Source organism: Geobacter sp., from assembly GCF_027327745.1.
GTDB lineage: Bacteria > Desulfobacterota > Desulfuromonadia > Geobacterales > Geobacteraceae > Geobacter.
Map to the genome: position 1 here is coordinate 35052 of NZ_DAHVYG010000068.1, position 15707 is coordinate 50758.

At 61.6% G+C, this 15707-nt stretch carries 15 protein-coding genes; 3 read left to right on the top strand and 12 right to left on the bottom strand.

Annotation, left to right across the window (positions count from 1 at the left end):
* Window positions 1-1242 carry a DNA polymerase IV gene (gene dinB, locus M6689_RS12670; RefSeq protein WP_298272324.1) on the bottom strand — a complete coding sequence of 414 codons (1242 nt, stop codon included), beginning with the start codon at window positions 1240-1242 and terminating at the stop codon, window positions 1-3.
* A gap of 43 nt (window positions 1243-1285) precedes the next feature.
* Complete coding sequence (locus tag M6689_RS12675) at window positions 1286-1489, bottom strand: hypothetical protein (RefSeq protein ID WP_298272326.1); 204 nt, start codon at window positions 1487-1489, stop codon at window positions 1286-1288.
* Between the two features lie 218 nt (window positions 1490-1707).
* Between M6689_RS12675 and M6689_RS12680 the strand changes: the two genes are divergently transcribed.
* The gene (locus M6689_RS12680; protein ID WP_298272328.1) at window positions 1708-1908 is read left to right on the top strand and encodes a cold-shock protein; all 201 of its coding nucleotides are present in this window, start codon (window positions 1708-1710) and stop codon (window positions 1906-1908) included.
* Window positions 1909-1947: 39 nt separating this feature from the next.
* On the opposite strand, the gene M6689_RS12685 is transcribed toward M6689_RS12680, so the two are convergent.
* From M6689_RS12685 to M6689_RS12720, 8 genes are all read right to left on the bottom strand, one after another.
* A complete protein-coding gene (locus M6689_RS12685; protein WP_298272330.1) occupies window positions 1948-2925 on the bottom strand; it encodes a DUF2950 domain-containing protein in 978 nt (325 codons plus the stop codon).
* A gap of 59 nt (window positions 2926-2984) precedes the next feature.
* Window positions 2985-4229 carry a DUF3300 domain-containing protein gene (locus tag M6689_RS12690; RefSeq protein ID WP_298272332.1) on the bottom strand — a complete coding sequence of 415 codons (1245 nt, stop codon included), beginning with the start codon at window positions 4227-4229 and terminating at the stop codon, window positions 2985-2987.
* Between the two features lie 82 nt (window positions 4230-4311).
* Entirely contained in the window at window positions 4312-5040 is a 729-nt protein-coding gene (locus M6689_RS12695; protein ID WP_298272334.1) for a DUF72 domain-containing protein, read from the bottom strand.
* Between the two features lie 3 nt (window positions 5041-5043).
* A complete protein-coding gene (gene ligD / locus M6689_RS12700; protein ID WP_298272335.1) occupies window positions 5044-6642 on the bottom strand; it encodes a non-homologous end-joining DNA ligase in 1599 nt (532 codons plus the stop codon).
* Window positions 6643-6735: 93 nt separating this feature from the next.
* Complete coding sequence (gene ligD, locus M6689_RS12705; RefSeq protein ID WP_298272337.1) at window positions 6736-7641, bottom strand: non-homologous end-joining DNA ligase; 906 nt, start codon at window positions 7639-7641, stop codon at window positions 6736-6738.
* Window positions 7638-8423: a Ku protein gene (locus M6689_RS12710; protein ID WP_298272339.1), complete on the bottom strand. Its 786-nt coding sequence runs from the start codon at window positions 8421-8423 to the stop codon at window positions 7638-7640. Before M6689_RS12710 ends, ligD (M6689_RS12705) begins: the two co-directional genes overlap by 4 nt.
* A 13-nt stretch (window positions 8424-8436) precedes the next feature.
* The gene (locus M6689_RS12715) at window positions 8437-9207 is read right to left on the bottom strand and encodes a Ku protein (RefSeq protein WP_298272340.1); all 771 of its coding nucleotides are present in this window, start codon (window positions 9205-9207) and stop codon (window positions 8437-8439) included.
* Window positions 9208-9531: 324 nt separating this feature from the next.
* The gene (locus tag M6689_RS12720) at window positions 9532-12105 is read right to left on the bottom strand and encodes a bifunctional diguanylate cyclase/phosphodiesterase (protein WP_298272343.1); all 2574 of its coding nucleotides are present in this window, start codon (window positions 12103-12105) and stop codon (window positions 9532-9534) included.
* A 148-nt stretch (window positions 12106-12253) separates the two neighbouring features.
* Between M6689_RS12720 and M6689_RS12725 the strand changes: the two genes are divergently transcribed.
* Window positions 12254-12862, top strand: coding sequence for a hypothetical protein (locus M6689_RS12725; RefSeq protein ID WP_298272346.1), 609 nt, complete (start codon window positions 12254-12256; stop codon window positions 12860-12862).
* On the opposite strand, the gene M6689_RS12730 is transcribed toward M6689_RS12725, so the two are convergent.
* Window positions 12770-13171 (bottom strand): (deoxy)nucleoside triphosphate pyrophosphohydrolase, encoded by a 402-nt coding sequence (locus tag M6689_RS12730; protein ID WP_298272348.1) that lies wholly within the window; start codon window positions 13169-13171, stop codon window positions 12770-12772. The two genes, M6689_RS12725 and M6689_RS12730, sit on opposite strands and share 93 nt — an antisense overlap.
* Here M6689_RS12730 and M6689_RS12735 point away from each other — a divergent pair.
* On the top strand, window positions 13140-14021 hold the full coding sequence (locus tag M6689_RS12735) for a hypothetical protein (protein WP_298272351.1): 882 nt from the start codon (window positions 13140-13142) through the stop codon (window positions 14019-14021). The two genes, M6689_RS12730 and M6689_RS12735, sit on opposite strands and share 32 nt — an antisense overlap.
* A gap of 139 nt (window positions 14022-14160) precedes the next feature.
* Here the strand turns inward: M6689_RS12735 and M6689_RS12740 are convergent, their stop codons facing one another.
* On the bottom strand, window positions 14161-15639 hold the full coding sequence (locus M6689_RS12740; protein WP_298272354.1) for a sigma 54-interacting transcriptional regulator: 1479 nt from the start codon (window positions 15637-15639) through the stop codon (window positions 14161-14163).
* Between the last annotated feature and the right edge of the window lie 68 nt (window positions 15640-15707).

The following is a 15707-nucleotide window of genomic DNA, read 5'->3' on the forward strand; positions in this document are numbered from 1 at the left end:
TCACTTCACATCCACGTTCCGGATCCCCTCCGGCCGCCAGGCGGGGGAGATGACGTGGGCCCCCTTCTCCCGGCGTTGCTCGCCGTCCATGAGGCTGCCGTAGGTGACGGTGAAGTCGCCGAACCGGTCGTTGACCCTGTCCATGGCCCCGGCGAGGAGCACCCGCTTCCGCTCCTCCTCGAAGAGCGGCAGCTGGTTCGATTCATAGCGCAGGCCGCTTAGCCGCACCCCCAGAAGCCGCACCGGCTGCTCCAGGACGATGGTGTCGAGGATGGCGACCGCGGCCCGGTAGATGTCGGCGCTCTGGTTGATGTACGAGGAGAGGGTCTCCTGCCGTCCCACCCAGGTGTCGAAATCGGCGTAGCGGATGGAGAGGGTGACAGTCTTCCCCCAGACGTTGTATCGCCTCGCCCGGCGCCCCACCATCTCGGAGAGCTGGAGGAGCCACCGCAGGATCTCCTGACGGTCCTCGATGTCGTGATCGAGCGTCGTGGAGTGCCCCACCGACTTCACCTCCTCCGCCTCTTCCTGGGGGACCACCGGCGAGTCGTCGATCCCCCGCCCCATGAGATGGAGCTTCTCGCCGACCACCCCGAATTTCCGCTTGAGCCGCTCCACCGGGTAGCGGCCGAGCTCGCCGCAGGTCCGGATGCCGAGGAGGTTCAACTGCCGTTCCATCTTGGCGCCGATGCCGCAGAGCGCCTTGATGGGAAGGGGTTCGAGAACGCTTTCCACCTCTTCGGGTCCGATGACGGTGAGGCCGTCGGGCTTCTTCATCTCCGAGGCGAGCTTGGCGAGGAGCTTGTTGGGGGCGATGCCGATGGAGCAGGTGAGGCCTAAGTGGTGCCGAATCCCGGCCTTGAGGAGGGAGGCGATCCGTTCGGCGCCGGAGTAGAGGGTCAGGGAGCCGGTGACGTCGAGGAACGCCTCGTCGATGGAAAACACCTCCACCTGGGGGGTGAACTGCCGCATCATCTCGACGATGCGGGCGGAGATGGAGGTGTATCTGCGGTTATTGCCGGTGACGAGGATGATCCGGGGGCATTTCTGCCGTGCCTGCCAGACGGTCATCCCGGTTCTCACACCGAAGGCCCGCGCTTCGTAGGAGGCGGTGGTAACGACGGTGCGGGCCGCGGAGCCGATGACGGCGATCGGCTTCCCCCGCAGGGAGGGATCGTGCTGCTGCTCCACCGAGGCGAAGAAGGCGTCCTGATCGACGTGCATGATGACCCGACCGCTCACATCACCTCCGGGGTCCGGAGCCGTTCCGGGGCGTTGTTCGCATTCAAAGCAACCACTCCTGCACCTGCCTCTGAACCGGCTCGGGGACCTTATCTTCCGACAGGTCGACTCCCTGCACCTGGACCAATAAGCTGTGGTCGATGTCGAAGGTGGCGATCCAGAATTTATTGTTGAATTTTATCAAATAGATGCCGTAACGCAGACCCGTTGCGTCATCTTTGGTTGTCGTAATCAGAGTCCCTTTCATTATCTGCTCCAGTGTGCGGTTAATTGCTTGAATCATCGTAACACAAGTAAATATCGTCAATAAGCCAATTCCCGTTACGGGTCAACCGGGAAAAAACCTGATACGCTTGACCAACAGTCCGAATTTCAGGCGTTTGACATTGCACGCATCTTTGTTACGGTTTACCAACTGCCGCGGGTTCCCCCGGAGAAAAAACGAACATCAGGAGAACGTACATCATGGAAAAAGGCACGGTGAAATGGTTCAATGACAGCAAGGGGTTCGGTTTCATTACTCGGGAAGACGGCGAGGATATCTTCGTGCATTTTTCCGCCATCGCGGGCGAAGGCTTCAAGAGCCTCGCCGAAGGCGACAAGGTAACGTTTGAGGTGACAAAGGGGCCGAAGGGGCTGCAGGCGACCAACGTAAGAAAAGTATAAGTTTCAGCGTCCTCTCAGTTGAAAAAAGCCCCTGAGGATTCAGGGGCATTTTTTATCGGGCTGCCCCTGCTCGACCTTTTTCCAGCTTGGGTCGGGATTGTAGATTTTCATTGCCGTGGCGAGCCGGGCGGTCTCTTTGCCGAGGTCCTTCTGATAGATGACCCCGTTCTGGTTGACAATGAAGGTCATGACCCCGGAGGCCCGATACTTCGCCGGATAGGCAACCATGGCGAAACCGAGAATCATCCTGCCGTTGACCACGTAGTCGAACGCTCTCCCCTCCGCGTCTTTGCCCTGCGCCTTGAGCACCTTGAAATAATAGCCGTGAAACGGTTCGAGCGTCGCCGACTTGAACCCGGGGCCATACCCCTGGCAATCCGCCCGGGCCGCCAGGGGGCCGAAGGGGCTCTCCTCCTCCCCCTCCCGCGCTTCCCAGTAAAGGCCGTCGTGCTTCCCCGGCGTACTGTTCAGCCGTTGGGCGAATTCGAGCACGCCGTTGCCGTCGTGATCCTTGGCCGCAAACTCGCGCTGGGCATCGACGTAAGCGTGCAGGACGTCCATCACCTCCAGCTCGTTGCGGCCGATCCGCCGGTTCAGGATCTCCCGCCGGCCGGCCCCGGTGTCGAAGAACCAGGCTCGCCCCCTTTTCACCAGGGGAATCGGGAACGGGTAATCGGCCGTGCCGATAACGAGAATTGCCCGGGCGTCACCCTGCCGTTCGATGAGATTCTTCTCCCCGTAACGCTTGACGAACCGCTCCCGCCCCTGCCGGTCCTCCACCGGATCGCCGGACGATATCAGCTCTCCCGAGCCGGGGCCGAGGATCGCCGCCAGCTTCCTGTTATTGTTGGCCTTCACCGCCTCCACCAGCCCCTTCACCGCCTCTTCCGGCGTAGCGAAGCCCTTCTGCCGGGCCTTGGCGGAGGCAGCCACGGCCGTCCCCCCCAGCGACAGGATCAGCAACAGGGCGAACAGGAAGCGGCAGATGCTCTGCATCCGGGATGTTGTGACCGTCATGATCGTTCCTCCGAAAACATTGTCTCAACGACGCCGGCTATCCAGCCGGACCCCGCCGGTTATCTGCGCCGTTCAAAACCGCGGCCGCCGCCACCCCGGGGCTGGGAGAAGCCGCGGGGAAAACCGCCTCTGCCGAAGCTGGCCCGGCCCCGTTCGCTCGACCGCCGGACCTGCTCGCCCTGGCCGAACCTGCCGGTGAAAACGCTTTCCCGCCGCGGGCCCGGCGTCGCTGGACGGCTGACCTCGCCGCGCTCGACCCGGATGCCCCGGCGTTCGGTGCGCGGGACGGAGACCCCCTCCCTGGCGCCGCCGCCCCGGGGTTGCGGGGGAGGAGAGACGGCACGCGGGAGCGGCGCAAAGCGGCCGGCGCTGCCGAAGCCGCGGACCTCGCGGCGATTCTCGATGGCCCGGGCCGGCATTTGGCCGAAGCGCTGCGCGGTCGCCCGATTGACATAGGCGACCCCTCGCCGGTGGACCGGGTTGTGCGCCCAGACCCCTCGACCGGTCGGCCCGACGATCCGTCGCTCTTCGAAGCGCCTGATGTAGCGGGCGCGGTCGATGAACCGGTTAAACGCGAGGTTCCGGTTGATGTTGATGATGATGTCGCGATGACGCCAGTCGCACCCCCCCCAGGCATACCCCCACGGCCAGCCGAGGGTGATGCCGAAGCCGAAGGTGAACACCACCGAAGGGGCGGGGTAGAAATAGAACGGCGGATACGCCGGGTACCACCAGGGGCCGTAGACGACGAAGGGGTCGTAGATGGGGACGTAGACGACATCGGGGGTCACCGGCTCGATGACGATCGTTTCTTTCTCGACGACGACCTTCTGCTCGCTGGTGGTCTTGAGGTTTCCCGCCGCGGCGGCCCGGCGCCGCAACTCCTGGATCGTGTCCATCACGTCCTGTTTCTGCTGCAGGAACGCGTCGCCGAGCTTGGTGGTGAGATCGAGCTTTTCGCTGAGCATCGCCAGCACGGAGGGGAAGTTCACCAGCGACTTGACGCTCGGGTCCCAGGTCTGCTCCTCCAGCGCCCGGGCCAGTTCCTCCCCCTGGAGCTCCTTGTGCTGCCGGGCCCACCGGTCCGCCATGACGATCTCCAGGGGATAGGTCGAGGCCATCAGGATCTGGGCGATCAATTCGTCCGGATAGAGGGCGATCGGCGCCAGCAGCTGGGCGAGCTGCTCTTTGGAAAAATTCTCCCGTTCATTCCCGTCGTTCTGCGCCATGGTCGCCATCGGCATCGTCAACAGAACGATGACCAGGAGACTCACCGCGCGCATCCAGATCGCTGTCCGTCCCATAGGTGCTCCTTTGCGGCAGGCCCTTGCCGGGCTGTCGCCATCGAAATCCCTTTCGAAAAGTATAATGCGGATCCGGGAAAAATCATCCGTTTCCGGCCGTGGCCAGCGCCCGGAAACGGAGCGCGATTTCGGGCCCCACCACCGGCCCGCCCCCCTCTTCCTCGTGCTTGAAGAAGACGAACACCCTCTCCCACCGCTGCACCCGGATCCGTTCCAGCCATTGGGAGAGCTCGGCATCCGTGTAGGCGGAACGGCGCAGCCGCAGGTACCCCCACGGCGCGGTGGCGACGATAGCGGATGCCGGGCTCTCGTCGGTATCCTCGATGCACAGGCTGCACCCCTTTTCGCGCAGGAGATCCGCAATCCCGGCATCGAGCCAGGTCGGACTGCGGAAGTCGAAGGCACAGAGGATGTCGGCGGGGATCAGGGCGAGAAACTCCTCCAGCGCCGGGCGGTTCTTTTTGGTGTGGAAGCTCTTCGGAAACTGGAACAGTGCCGGCCCGAGCTTCTTCCCCAGCACCTTCAGGGTCCTGAAGAAGTAGTCGGCCTCCTCCCCCACATTGCGCAGCTGCTTCAGGTGGGTGATGAGCTGGGGCGCCTTGAGGGCGAAGGCGAAATCGTCGGGGACCTGCTCCCCCCAGGGGGCGAGGACCCGTTCGGTGGGCATGTGGTGAAAGGTGTAGTTGATCTCCACCGCGTTGAGGCGTTCCCCGTAGAAGCGGAGCATCTGCTTGGGGGAGATCTTCTCGGGGTAGAAGATCCCCTTCCACTCCTGGTAGGCGTAGCCGCTCGTCCCGACATGGATTTTCATCTTTCACTCTCCTTCGCCGGCGCGGTCGCGCACCACCTCGCCGGCGTCCTTATCCTCGCGCAGCCGGAGGAAAACCGGCTGCCGCATGATGCCGTCCCCGGTCCAGCCGGCCAGGGCCACCTCGCAGACCAGCTCCGGCCTTACCCAGGTGGTCGGGGCATTGGTCTTCGGCTCTACCTTGAAAGGGCACTCCTTCCGGATGAGGGGCTCCAGCCGCTGGCGGATTTCCTGCAGCTCTTTCGCCGTGAATCCGCCTCCCGCATGTCCTATGTAGACCAGCTCGTCCCCTTCGAAGGCCCCCAGGACCAGGGTGCCGAAATGCCTTCTCCCACCCCGCGGCGCGGTGAATCCGGCGATCACCCCCTCCTGGGTCGGCCGGGTCTTCACCTTCAGCCACTCCCGGCTCCGGCTCCCCATCCGGTAGGTGCTGCGGGCATGCTTGGCGACGATCCCCTCCAGCCCCTTTTCCCTGGCGACCCGAAAGAACAGCACCCCCTCGCTCCGGACATGATCGCTGAACCGGATGTGCGGGAGCGGCGGGAGGACCTTTTTCAGCAGTTCCTTTCTGTCGAGCAGGGAAAGGCCGGTCAGGTCGCGCCCCTGGAAGTGGAGGAGGTCGAAGACGTAGTAGAGCAGATGGCCGCGTCCGGATTTTCCGTAGTTCTGCAGCAGCTGGAAATCGGGCTTTCCCCCCTCGTCCACGACGACGATCTCGCCGTCCAGCACGACCTCGAAACCGAGTTTCCGCAGCGCCTCCACCAGCAGCGGATACTTCCGGTTCAGCGGGATCAGCTTCCGGGAATAGAGCGACACCTCCCCGTCCCGGATCTCGGCGATGGCGCGGTAGCCGTCCCATTTCACCTCGAAGAGCCACTCAGGATCGTCGAACGGTTCCCGCACCGGGGTGGCGAGCATCGGTTTCACGGCGTGTGGCATCGGTCCGGGCGGCGCGGCCTGCAGCACCTCACTCTCCAGCGCCTCCCGGAAACGGATCTGCTCGACCTTCTTTCGGCCGGAACGTTCCTCCGGTGCGGCGGCGAACACCTCCTCCAGGGTCCTGCCGGAGACCACCGAACGGTTCTCGCCGAGCACGTCCCGGCCGCTCGCATGGCGGTCCTTTTTCTTCAGGAGGAGCCACGACTTCCCGTCCCTTCCCGTCTTCACCAGGGCGAATTCCCCCTGCAGCTTCTCCCCCTCCAGGACGAACTTCAGCTCTCCCCTGACCAGTCCCTCCCGAAGCAGCCGCTCGCTCTCCGTCCGGTCCCGCGCGGCGGGGTGCCGGTAAGGGCCCCGGTCCCAGATGATGACGCTGCCGGCGCCGTAGTTTCCCTCCGGGATCACCCCCTCGAAATCCCGGTAGGCGAACGGATGGTCCTCAACCATCACCGCCAGCCGCTTCACCGCTGGATCCAGCGACGGCCCCCTGGGGATGGCCCAGCTCTTCAGTACCCCCTCCAGCTCCAGCCGGAGATCGTAATGGAGGGCGCGGGCGGCGTGCTTGTGCACCACGAAGACGAGAGCGTCCTCCTCCTGGCGCGCTCCCGGCGCCGGCTCCGGCGTCTCCCCGAATTTCCTTTTGGCGGCGTATTCCTTCAAGCCCATGGTGGAAAGTCCTGCTTCATGCCAAGTCCCCCTTTGACAAAGGGGGATTTAGGGGGATTTGCCTTTGCCCGTCAAGGGGGGTTCAGCATCTCTTCACAAGTGCGGCAGTTTCTGCTCCTTCACCAGCATCTCCCCAAACAGGTCCCCCATCGTATCGGCCCGGCGCACCACCTCCGCCGGGCTGAGCTGGAACCTTTCCGGGTTGTGAAGCCGTTCCAGCTCTGCCAGTTCCTCCCAGGTCAGGGGAGCGGAAACGAACGGTTCTTCCCGGGCCCGCAGGGAGTAGACGCAGATCATCGTCTTCGAGGCATCGTTCTGGGACCAGTTGATGAACACCCTCCCCTGCCGCTGCTCCCTGGCCATTTTGGCGGTCACCAACTCCGGATAATGTTTCTGCAGGATCACCGCTACCGTTTTGGAAAATATCCGGGTATCCTCGAAGGTCGTCTCCCGGCGGTTCAGGGGGACGAAAACGTGGAGCCCCTTCCGGCCCGAGCTCTTGACAAAGCTTTCGAGCCCCAGCCGGGAGAGCAGCTCCCGGAGGATCAGCGCCACCCGGGCGCAGGCCAGGATATCCGCCCCCTCGCCGGGGTCCAGGTCGAAGACCATGGAATCGGGGGTCGCGGGGGACCCGACCCGGGCCAGCGGCACGTGGAGCTCGAGGCAGGCCAGGTTCGCCACCCAGATCAGTGTCTGCCGGTCGTTGACCAGACAGGCCGTCAGCAGCTCGCCGTCATCGCCGCGAACCTCGGCCGTCTCGACCCAGGCCGGATGGTGAGGCGGACAGCGCTTCTCGAAGAAGAACCCCTTTTCCACCCCGTCCGGATAGCGCTTCAGGGTCAAGGCCCGCTCTTTCAAGTGGGGGAGGATGAACGGCGCCATCCGGCGGTAGTATTCCAGGACGTGGGCCTTGGTGAATCCGGCGGCGGGATAGAGCTCCTTCTCCAGGTTGGAGAGCGAGAGCCGGCGTCCGGCGATGTCGACAAACTGCCGGCTCACCGGTTCTTCTTCACGTCGCGCATCGCCTCCTCCAGCGCGGCGACCAGGTCGGGCGGCCCCGCTCCCTCTTCCTCCTCCGCTACTGGAGCTGCCACCGGAGCAGTTTCCTCCGCCTTCCGCTTCAGGAGCGCCAGGATCTTCTCCCGCCGCGCGTCCGCATATTTTCCGGGGGCGAAGTCGGCGGTAAGCCGGGCGATGCTTTGTTTCAGCCGGCTTTTCACTGCGGCCGCGCTCTTCGCCTCCTTCGGCGCAAGCTCTTCGGCGGCGAGGACCTCCTCGCGGTAATGGAGGGTGGTCACGGTCAGCGCCCCTTCCGTGCCGGTGACCGCCACCAGATACTCGCGCTCGGCCAGCACGAATTTGGCGAGCCCGGCCCGGTTGGTCCGGCGCAGCACCTCGGCCAGCAGCCGGTAGGATTTCTCCCCCCCTTTCAAAGGGACGAGGTAATAGGGGTGCTCGAAATAGACCGGGTCCACTTCGTTCCGGTCGATGAACTCGACGATCTCGATGGTCCGGCTCCGCTCGGGCGACACCGACTCCAGCTCCTCGTCGGTTATCGGGATGTAGCGGTCGGGAGCGATCTCGTACCCCCGCACGATCTCCTCCGGCGGCACCAGCGCTTCCTGCGCCGGGCAGAACATCCGCCGCGCCAAGGGCGAGTAATCCGTCTCGTGGAGCAGGCGAAACGAGATCCGGCCGGGAGAGACGGCCCGGACCAGCTGGACCGGAATCGCCACCAGACTGAAACTGATCGTCCCACTCCAGATGCCTTGCAGGGCCATGTGACGTCCCCCTTCAGGCGACCTTCTTCAGGCTCGCCTCCAGCGCCTCCAGCAGCTGCTCCGACGCGGTCGGCTCCAGGAGCCGGGGGCGCAGAAGCGCAATCTTTTCACCGCGGGCCTTTTTCTCGATCAGCGCTTGCAGCTTCTGCTGATGCTCATTGACGAATTTCTCCGGCTGAAACGGGGCGGTCAGCCGGTTGATCAGCTCGCTGCCGATCTCCAGCTCCCGGTCGGTGACCGGAATCTCCTGCAGCCCGAGCGCGGTCACCGAAACCAGTTCGTCGGCATAACGCAGGGTGGTGAGGCGCAGGACCCTGTCCCTCGCCTGCAGGGCCCCGAGGTAGGAGCGTTTTCTCATGGTCCAGCTGCAGATCCCCGCCACATCCAGCTCGGTCAGCACCTCCGCCAGCTCGTTGTAGCCGCCCAGGATCGTGTCCGGCTCCAGGTAGTAGACGCGGTCGAGGAAGACGGGGAGAAGCTGGCCGGTCGGGACGAATTCGTGGACCTCGATCTGCCGGCTCCCTTCGGGGGCGGTCTGTTCCAGCTCCTCCGGGTCGACGAGGAGATATTTCCCCTCCTCCACCTCGAACCCCCTGGTCTGCGCCTCCACCGGCACCGGCTTCTTTTCGTAGGCACAGATCATCAGCTGGTGCAGCCGCACCAGATCCCCCCGGTGCAGGAGATGGAACTGGATCCGCTCCTCCTTCACCGCCGCATGCAGCTTCACCGGCACGCTCGTCTCGCCGAAACGGATAGTTCCTTTCCAGATCGTCGTTCCCGCCATGAGAAATCCCTCCCAATCTGCCGCAGCAGCGTCGCCCCGGCCCGTAAGAGAAGTCTCGCACAAAATTTCCCGCTGTCCATCGAAGGGAACGGATCTCGTCACGCGCAAACGCGCTGGCCGGTTTTCGGCAGGCAGATCATGAGGCACCTTTCTCCCCTCACCGAGCGAGAGAGAGGCCGAAGGTCGGGCGAAGGAAAAACGGATGAGGGGGCTGACAGGCGAATGATCGAGAATGGGCCACCTCGATGGTGGCGCTCACAGAATGGGGGGAGGTCGGGATGAGAGCCAGGGCTCTCAACAGTTCGTCTGAGGTTGTCCGCTACTTTAATCGCGGCTGGGTACCCGTCCATCGATGACAAGATCGGGAGACGGCACGCCGACGTGGAATCCCTGGGCGTAGGAGAGGCCGACCTCGCCGACGGCGTTAAGAATTTCCTCGCTCTCCACGTACTCCCCCACCGTCTTAATGCCGAGTCCATTGGCAAGGGTCGCGATGCTCCTGACAATGGAGATGTCCATAACGCCTCCGCCGGCCATCCCCCTGACGAAGTCACCCTCGACCTTGATGAAATCCACTGGAAAGCGCTTCAGATACTGGTATGACGAAAAGCCGGAGCCGAAGTCGTCTATGGCAAACTTGTAGTTCTCGAATTTGAGGTCAAGGACAAAGCGCTCCAGAAGCGTCAGATTCTTCACCGTTTCCCGTTCGGTGATTTCAAAGACGATCCTGGAGGGATCGATCCCGTATTCTTTCGTCAGTCTGCGCAATGTCGGGATGTATTCGTTCAGTATCAGGGCCTTGGGCGAGATGTTGATGAAAATATAGCCGCTGTATGCGGTTTCACTGACCTTTTCGAATACCTTCTCCATGAGGATGTAGTCCATCTTGCTGATGACCCCCATTGCCTCGGCAATGTGGACGAACTCATCGGCGCGCATGACCTTTTCGGGGAGATTTATCCGCATGAGGACCTCGTGGGCCTCAACCACGCCGGTTTGTACATTAACGATCGGCTGGAAGTGGGGGACGATGCGCCGCCCCTCGATGGCTTTCATGATCAGGATGTTTTTTTCGCCGATCATCCGGTAGACCTCGGCAAGATCCTCGTCCGTGGGAATAGAGACCTGGTTCTTCCCCGATGCCTTGGCCCTGTACCGCATGTTGTCGGCCATCATGAAGAGTTCCTTCGAAGTTTTCCCATGGGTGGGGAACAGGGAGATGCCGATGGAGACAGTGGCTTTCAGGCTCTCGCCGTCGGGGGCCTGGATTGAGAGCTCATTCAAATTGTCTATTATCCGTTTCGCCACAAGGTACGCCTGCTGCCCGTCGGTTTCGGGAAGGATCACGGCAAATTCATCCCCGCCGTAGCGGGCCGGGATATCCCCTCGTCTGAGCGCAGACCTCATGATTTCGCTGATCTCCTGCAGCATCCGGTCGCCGAAGGTGTGGCCATAGGAGTCGTTGACGATCTTGAAGTTGTCGATATCGATGAGAAGCAGCGCAAAGCTGTAGTCGTATCTGGATGCCCTGTCGAGCTCGTGGCCGAGCAGTTCCCAGAAGACGCGCTGGTTGCAGAGGTTGGTAAGAGGGTCCCTCGTCGCGTAGAATTCAAGCTCTTTGGTGTACCGGTAAATGGCTTTCACCGAACCGACCACATTGAGCAGGGTGGCGAGTATGCTCTCGATCACCAGCGCCCGTGCCGGATACTGCGCCAGTTCCGAAACGACGCCGATCCCGACGATCCCGCCTATGCGCGGAGCTTCGAGGAACAGGGCCTTGGTCTGCAATTCCAGCTCTTCCTCCCGGAGTTCGGGGAGAGTTGCCAGGGGAAGTGCCACGTTGTGGATAATGTGCAGCTGTTGCGGTTCGATATGCTGGAAGCGGGGGCTCTTGGCAAGCCTGTCCCGGAGGAGCGCCTCCAGGGTCTCCTTTATATGTTCGCTGGGGGTGTTGCGCCAGAATACCTCCAGATCGTAGGACTCTTCGTCTACCATGAAGAGCGAGAAAAAGAAGTAGGTCTCCATGATCGCGTTGATCTCGATGAGGATATGGTTCACATGGGCTTTCCAATCCCTGACGACCTCGGACGTGATGATGAAGCGTTCGAGGAGTTTGACCTCGAACTCCAGAACATCCTTGTCTATGGCCACGTCCCGGAGTTTGCCGATGATCATCTTCATCTCGGCGAACAGGTCGGAGAATTCGGTAAAGCCCAGCTTGAGATCCTGAAACTCAAGCGTTCTCAGGTCGCTTATCCTGTTAACCCCCGTGATCCGGCTGTGAAGATCGGCCACCGAGCTGCGAACCCTTCGGCTGAAGGCATTTGCCAGAAGAAAGACCGCTGACAGGGGCAAGAGCGCAATTATCGCCAGTAACACGAAGATCTTGCGACGGGCGTCGTTCAGTTCTTCGGCAATGTCGATGCGTGAGTCTATTACGCCGAGGACCTCGCCGCTGCGGGCCTTTGTATGGCAGCCAAGGCATTCGGCGGAGGCTATGAGGGGATAGACATGCCTGATGACGGAGCCGGTCCGAAAGCTTCTCTGCATGCCGTTTCTGAACACGTCCCGGACATTTTGGTCGGGCATCACGTCGAAGCTGCGCCCCTGACGTGCAGCGGCAGCCTCGTTCTGATAGACGACGACACTCACGTTGGTACCGCTGAAAAGTCGCCTGTTGCTGTCGAGGAATTCAGAGACCTCCTTCTGCGACCACCCCTTCCTCATGACATGATACAGAGCATTAAAGGTCATGTCCGCCACGGTCTTGGCATTTTTTTCCACCCGCCGCTCCACGATCTGCTCGTAACCCAGCGAAACCAGCAGGTACATGAGCAGGACCATGAGTACCGTGATGCCGCACGTGCAAACCACAATGAAGTTGGAAAGCTTTTTCATTTCTGAGATACCTCTGGGGGATTTTAGCGGGCCGCATTCATGTGGTTGTTCACCATACTTCTTCTCATCGTGCAGATTCATGAATTCTTTAGCGGTGCCTTCAACTGCCCGAAAGTTCAAGGAGATGAAGACTTGAGGAAAGTCGGCAGTGGTCTCCCAGAGCGGCGCGATCCTCGTCACCCTGCTCGAGGCGCTGGCGGAGAAGGGAACGGGGGTTTCCCGCGCGGCAAACTACGGCAACGCCGTCGACATCGACGCCCCGGACATCTACGACTATCTCGCCGATGACGCGGATACCGAGGTGGACATCAATCATCAGCGGCGGTCGCTGGTGCAGGAAAGGGACGAAGTTCGAGGATGGGTAGGAGATTCCTTTCGATGGAAAGTAAGGGCGCGGACAGCTCTCTGCAGGGAGGTAAATGCTCGACATAGAAGCGTTAACTGTCAGTGCCGGTGGGAAGCAGATCCTGGATGGCCAGGGATTAAGGCCGCCTGTCTACCTCCGTCTCCCGAAGAGTCGCAGGAGCTCACCTGCCCCGCATACCTGAGATCGGGCCCGACGCCCCATGACCCGACGCCGCATTGGCCTCGGCCACGTTGCGCAGGGCCAGAAGAAAAACCTCCCGGTCCCCCCTTCGATGGCCGCGTTCAGGTAGGTATTTCATCAAAAGCCCTCGCCCCGTTCGGCGCGATACGACTCAATCACCGGCACATCGGCCTCGGCCCAGTCGAGGGTGTGGAGTTCATTCGGGGGTAGCCACGCGATGGCAGCGTGTTCGTGAAGGACGATCTCGCCCGTTTCGATGGTGCAGACAAACGGATGGAGCGTGACCGTGAACGTCGGATACTGATGTGTGCTGGCGGGAAGGCTTTGCCCCACGCGCACGTGAATACCCATCTCTTCCACCAGCTCCCGTCGGAGACATTCTTCGGGCGATTCGCCGGGATCGATCTTGCCGCCGGGAAACTCCCACTTGAGCGGCAGGCTCATGGCGGCGCTTCGCTGGGCGGCAAGGACGAGGCCGTCACGCTCGATGATGGCGCAGGTGACATGGAGATGTTTCAACGATGGCGACACCTATCCTTGCCTCCAAATCAAACAGCGGAAGTGTAGCCATGTTCATAAGCCAATTCTCGGTTCGCTGATCGACCTTTTGAAGGGGAAACTCGACCACGGGGTCATGGAAGTGGTCACGCACCGCAAAGAGGGGCTTTTCCCGCTTCCCGGCGAGATGAAATTCGACTGTGACTGCCCGGACTGGGCTGGCATGTGCAAGCATGTTGCGGCGGTACTTTACGGGGTGGGCGCGCGGCTGGACAAATCGCCCGAGATGCTCTTCCTGCTGCGCGGGGTAAACCACGAGGAACTGGTCGATATGACCGCCGCAATCCCCGATGCAGCGAAGGGAGGAACCTCCCGCCGCAGGATCGCCGCGTCCGGAATCGCCGATGTCTTCGGGATCGAAATTGCCGAAACGGCGGCTGATTCACCTGTCGAAATGCCTCATCACCTGACGAAACAACCCGAGGAGGAAAAACCTGACAAACACCTTACAAGAACACAGAAAAGGCTTGCAGCCGCCCGCAAGATCAGAGCAGAGGCGACAGCCGAGAAGACGAAACCCGCTGCAAAGAGTACCCGTTCCGTCAAGGCTGATTTGAAAGGGAATTCCGCGAACGAATCGCCCCCCTTCCCCGAACCACTCACCGGGAATGCCATCCGCTCATGGCGGCTGGCACTCGGCGAAACCCAGACTGTATTTGCCTCACGAATCGGTGTCACCGCTGCCAGCATTTCGCAATGGGAAAAGAAAGGAAAATCTTTCGTAGGAATGCATGCGAGCACGTTGGCGGCGTTACGCAGGGCGTGGAGCATGACGAACCGCTCCCAGGCTCAGGGCCAGAACAGGCCGTGAGAACATTACAGAAACCTCCACAAGTTGTTAACCCTCAGCCTGAATTCGCCTCGCAACATCTCGGAGGAAGTCGTGCGACCAGAGAGCGAGCACCTGTTGATCCTTGACGAGACTAGAAGCGCTTGGACTCGTGGGCAACTTAGCCGGAGCTACGATCAACGTATTTCTTGACCGTCCGGCGATCGAGATTGGTCCGCCGGGCCACTTCCCCATAGGTTCCGACCTCCTTGTACAGGAGCGCGCAATAGGTCGACAGCATCTCCTCGGCCTCCAGATTCCCACTCCGTATCTTCTCGACAAATGCTGTCATCCCGTCGTTGCCCTCGGCAGTTGGGGCCTCGCCGTAATAATGGCCGGTGAGGATCACCCGCTTTACCGCCTGCTCGAGCTCGCGCACGTTGCCAGGCCAAGGATAATCAGTCCCGAGGTCGCGTTCAAGAACCTTTCGTACCACCTGCCGCTCTTTCGGAGAGAAATCGCCGGCAATCCGGGAAAGGATGCTGGCCAACAGCCCGTCCAGTTCCTTCGCGTTCTCGGATAGACGCTGCCGCAAAGTGGGCATCACGAGCACGTCCGAACAAAGGCGGTAGTAGAAATCGTCCCGGAACTTCCCCTCACGGCGCAGGAGATTGAGCGGGCGGTTGGTGGCGGCGATAACCCGGCCGCTGAAACGTCTGGCCTCGTGACTGCCGACGGGGTAAAAGACCCTCTCCTGCAGCACCTGGAGAAGCTTGATCTGCACAGGGACGCTCACATCCCCCACTTCATCGAGGAAAATAACCCCGTGGGGGGCGCAGCGGCTGAAGACCCCCTCGTGGTTCTCCACCGCCCCGGTAAAGGCTCCTTTCTTGTGGCCGAAGAGTTCCGACTCGAGGACCCCCTCCGAGTACTGGGAAAGGTTGATGGAGAGAAAGTTGCGGGTGAAGCTCTCGGAGAAGCAGTTCCGTCTGCCGTCGTACGGGATGAAGCCCGAGCGGCCGATGGCCGCGGCGGCCGCTCCCTTGCCGGTACCGGTTTCACCCAGGAGGAGGACCGAGAAGTCTTCCATCCGGTTCCAGAGGCGGCTTTCGAACCAGCGGATGTCGTGGGTGAACACGCAGTTCCAGAGGTGCTTGCGCAGCGTCTTCATCAAAGCAGAGCCGCCGACCAGGCCGTTCCGAATGAAGTAATAGGCCCGCCGCATCTGGTAGAAGACGGCGAAGAACCGCTCCGCCTCCTTTCCGCTCAACCCGAACCCTTCCATGACATGGAGGCACTCCCTGGCGAACTGGACCGGGCATGGTGAATCCCCCTGCTTTTCCTGCTCCCGGATCAGCCGGTCGAAGTCGTCAACGAAGCGGTGAAAGACGTGGAAGAGTAAGACCGCCTGCAGGGTCTCTCGCTCTTCGCCGCTCCACTTTCGCAAGTCGCTTCCCCCCGTTTGGCGCAGGGCCTCCACCTTCTCCCCTACCTTGAGAATCACCGCTTCGAGCAGCTTCTCGGAAGGGGTCTGCTTCGGGACACCGGCGATCAGGAAATCGAGCTCGTCGCGGCGCTCGCCGAAGGGGTTGGTGAAAGCGGCCCGGGCGACCGCGCCGAAAAACTCCCAGTCGGATTTTGCAATGTCGTTAATATTCATACATAAAATGTATGCCGCATGTACACGACATGTCAAACAGTTTTCACTTCACCTGCGCTCGCACCCGT

What these genes read in the sequence shown, in the direction of transcription:
- M6689_RS12675 (WP_298272326.1), bottom strand. Translation starts at nt 1,489, where the DNA reads ATGAAAGGGACTCTGATTACGACAACCAAAGATGACGCAACGGGTCTG.
- M6689_RS12680 (WP_298272328.1), top strand. Translation starts at nt 1,708, where the DNA reads ATGGAAAAAGGCACGGTGAAATGGTTCAATGACAGCAAGGGGTTCGGT.
- M6689_RS12685 (WP_298272330.1), bottom strand. Translation starts at nt 2,925, where the DNA reads ATGACGGTCACAACATCCCGGATGCAGAGCATCTGCCGCTTCCTGTTC.
- M6689_RS12690 (WP_298272332.1), bottom strand. Translation starts at nt 4,229, where the DNA reads ATGGGACGGACAGCGATCTGGATGCGCGCGGTGAGTCTCCTGGTCATC.
- M6689_RS12695 (WP_298272334.1), bottom strand. Translation starts at nt 5,040, where the DNA reads ATGAAAATCCATGTCGGGACGAGCGGCTACGCCTACCAGGAGTGGAAG.
- ligD (WP_298272335.1), bottom strand. Translation starts at nt 6,642, where the DNA reads ATGGGCTTGAAGGAATACGCCGCCAAAAGGAAATTCGGGGAGACGCCG.
- M6689_RS12710 (WP_298272339.1), bottom strand. Translation starts at nt 8,423, where the DNA reads ATGGCCCTGCAAGGCATCTGGAGTGGGACGATCAGTTTCAGTCTGGTG.
- M6689_RS12715 (WP_298272340.1), bottom strand. Translation starts at nt 9,207, where the DNA reads ATGGCGGGAACGACGATCTGGAAAGGAACTATCCGTTTCGGCGAGACG.
- M6689_RS12720 (WP_298272343.1), bottom strand. Translation starts at nt 12,105, where the DNA reads ATGAAAAAGCTTTCCAACTTCATTGTGGTTTGCACGTGCGGCATCACG.
- M6689_RS12735 (WP_298272351.1), top strand. Translation starts at nt 13,140, where the DNA reads ATGATGGCGCAGGTGACATGGAGATGTTTCAACGATGGCGACACCTAT.
- M6689_RS12740 (WP_298272354.1), bottom strand. Translation starts at nt 15,639, where the DNA reads ATGAATATTAACGACATTGCAAAATCCGACTGGGAGTTTTTCGGCGCG.